This window comes from Cryobacterium sp. MLB-32, assembly GCF_000738085.1.
Lineage (GTDB): Bacteria > Actinomycetota > Actinomycetes > Actinomycetales > Microbacteriaceae > Cryobacterium.
Window position 1 is genome coordinate 1 of sequence record NZ_JPRS01000266.1, and the last position, 2,643, is coordinate 2,643.

The window sequence follows — 2,643 nt, forward strand, 5'->3', positions numbered from 1 at the left end:
CCGCTGGTCGAGGCGCGACCCCTCCCGCTGGTCGAGGCGCGACCCCTCCCGCTGGTCGAGCCGCGACCCCTCCCGCTGGTCGAGGCGCGACGAAGGAGCGATCGAGACCGCGCAACCCGCTCCTCCCGCCCCGCTCACCTCACCGGTTGGCCGCCCGTGGCGCTCCGATTCCCGGGTTGATCTGGAACGGCCCAGCCGATGACGGCTGCACGTCGAAGTCGAAGATCGAGGTGGGGATGTACACCGTCGAGCAGGAGTTCGGAATGTCGACCACCCCTGACAGTCGGCCCTCAATGGGCGCCGCGCCGAGCAGCAGGTACACCTGTTCGGGCGAGTAGCCGAACTTGGTGAGGTAGTCGATGGCATGCAGGCACGCGCGCTGGTACGACAGGTGCGAGTCCAGGTAGCGCTGCTCGCCGTCGAGGGTCACCGACGTTCCGGAGAAGGCCAGCCACTGGCTGAACTGGGGTTCCACGTTGCCGGGCATGAAGATGGCGTTCTCGCTCACCCCGTAGGTCTCCATCCCGCCCTTGATGATGTCGACGCGCAGCTCGATGAAGCCGCCCATCTCGATGGCGCCGCAGAACGTGATCTCACCATCCCCCTGGGAGAAGTGCAGATCCCCGAGGGAGAGGTTGGCGCCGTCCACGAACACCGGGTAGAAGATCCGGCTGCCTTTGGACAGGTTCTTGATGTCCTGGTTGCCGCCGTTTTCGCGTGGCGGTGCGGTGCGGGCCGCCTCTCCGGCCACCCGGGCAAACTCCGAGGGCGCGAGTGACCCCAGCACGGCGTGCTCGGCTTCTGGCGGCAGGGCAAGCGGCGGCACCCGGTGCGGGTCGGTGGCGATCAGGTCGCCCTCCCGCTTGTTCCAGGTGGCCAGCAGCTTGGCCGACGGCGCCGTGCCCATCAGCCCAGGGTGGATCAGCCCGGTGAATGACACATTCGGGATGTGGCGTGAGGTCGCGGTCTGGCCGGTGAAGTCCCAAATGGCCTTGTACGCGTCCGGAAACTGGTCGGTGAGAAAGCCGCCGCCATTATTGCGCGCGAAGATGCCGGTGTACCCCCAGCCCTGCCCGGCGAGTGGCCCGTTGTCTTCCATGGGGATGGGGCCCACGTCGAGAATGTCCACCACGAGCAGGTCGCCCGGCTTGGCACCTTCCACGGCGAAGGGCCCACTCAGCTTGTGCACGGTCAGCAGCGGCGCATTGAGAATGTCTTCGGCCGAGTCGTCGTTGACGATCGCGCCGTCAAACCATTCGCGACAGTCCACCCGAAATGAGGTGCCGGGCTTCACTGTGGCGACCGGAGGAATTTCGGGATGCCAGCGGTTGTGGCCCACCTTTTCCTGGTCCTCGAACTTCTTGGAAGAATCCAGTGGAAACAGCAGCTCGGGCATCTCTTTCTCCTTCTTCGGGGCGGTGCGGTGACGTGCGAATGTGCGGTTACGGTCGGGGAAGTTTTCGGTGCAGTGGGTTCGACGTGTATTTCTGTGCGGGGCCGGAGCGCTGTCCGGGGCCGGGGGAGTTGACGATCGTGGGCTCGTGCGCGCTGCGCTTGGTTGAGTCGATCAGCCGATAAGCTGCCGAACCGGCCGCGGAGATTCGCGGCGCGCTCATCCGCCGCCGAGCAGTGCCCGAGCAGGTCGGGCAGCTCACCGAGTCGGGCACCGACCGCATTTCGAAGACCAGGTCGAAGTCTGTGCAGTCTGGGCAGCGGTATTCGTAGGTGGGCATGGGTGCCTTTCAGATCACAGCGGCGGGAGCGGATGCTGCGGGTGCCGCCGCGCTGCGCACCCGGCGGCCGAGGGCCAGTGCCATCACGAGGGCGACCACGCCAATCAGCATGAGCGCGATGATGAAGAGAATCGCCTCCACGTGCAAAAGCCGACGTTGGTCACAACTCAAACCCCCAAGTCAGTGCCGCTCAAAGGCCCTAGGACCATGGCCCGAATGTAGCGGAATAAACCTTTGGGTGTCAATGAATGTGTGGGGCGAGGCGCTCATCCAGCCGCGCTTGACGGGCACGTAAAGACACCACCTGCGGCTGTCCCGAATCGTTGGGCTGGCGCCTATGGATGCGGGGTTATGCTCACGATAGTTATAGCGTCTGACCCAGGACCATAGTGCCAGAAGATTCGCCAGGCCGAGGGCGTGTGATTCTCAACGTAGAACTCCCAGACCTCTTGGCCAGCGGCCCCGTGAATGGAACTGTATTTGTGGGAATGCAGGGAGGGATATCGAGGGTTATGCGCCAGCCGTCCGAGAGCCCGTCGGACTTTGGCTAGGCGGTCCCGAGTAGCGGGCGCTTCGAGTTCACGCATGCGTGTGGCCGCGGTTGGCGTGAATCGGAGCTCAAACGCCACGTCTAATCGTCTTCATTGTCGAGATCGGCGAACTCGGCGAAGCTGCCCAAGTCTTCGAGCTGGCCCGCGGCGCTCTCGGCCAATCCGCGCCCGAGTTCTTCACGAGCGATCTGGTTTTCCCAGATGAAGAGCTCGCGCTTGGGGATTGACACCAATGGGGTCAGCAGAATCTCGCCTTGGTCGTTCGTGGCGACGGCGTAGCGGTCGTCTTTCCGTACGCCAGCTTTGCCAAATGCCAGTCGAGCACGCTCGTCCGCAACAACTTCTCCCTGTGGGACAAA

The 2,643-nt window shown here is 64.2% G+C and carries 4 protein-coding genes; all 4 read right to left on the minus strand.

Going from position 1 to position 2,643, the window contains the following annotated elements:
- Positions 1-139: 139 nt before the first annotated feature.
- A complete protein-coding gene (gene fmdA, locus JF66_RS17350) occupies positions 140-1,396 on the minus strand; it encodes a formamidase (protein ID WP_035879981.1) in 1,257 nt (418 codons plus the stop codon).
- A gap of 46 nt (positions 1,397-1,442) precedes the next feature.
- The gene (locus tag JF66_RS17355; protein WP_035879983.1) at positions 1,443-1,733 is read right to left on the minus strand and encodes an FmdB family zinc ribbon protein; all 291 of its coding nucleotides are present in this window, start codon (positions 1,731-1,733) and stop codon (positions 1,443-1,445) included.
- A 9-nt stretch (positions 1,734-1,742) separates the two neighbouring features.
- Positions 1,743-1,874, minus strand: coding sequence for a hypothetical protein (locus JF66_RS25085; protein WP_255351544.1), 132 nt, complete (start codon positions 1,872-1,874; stop codon positions 1,743-1,745).
- A gap of 490 nt (positions 1,875-2,364) precedes the next feature.
- Positions 2,365-2,643: hypothetical protein (locus tag JF66_RS23790; protein WP_035879985.1), on the minus strand; the 279-nt coding region annotated here is incomplete at its 5' end.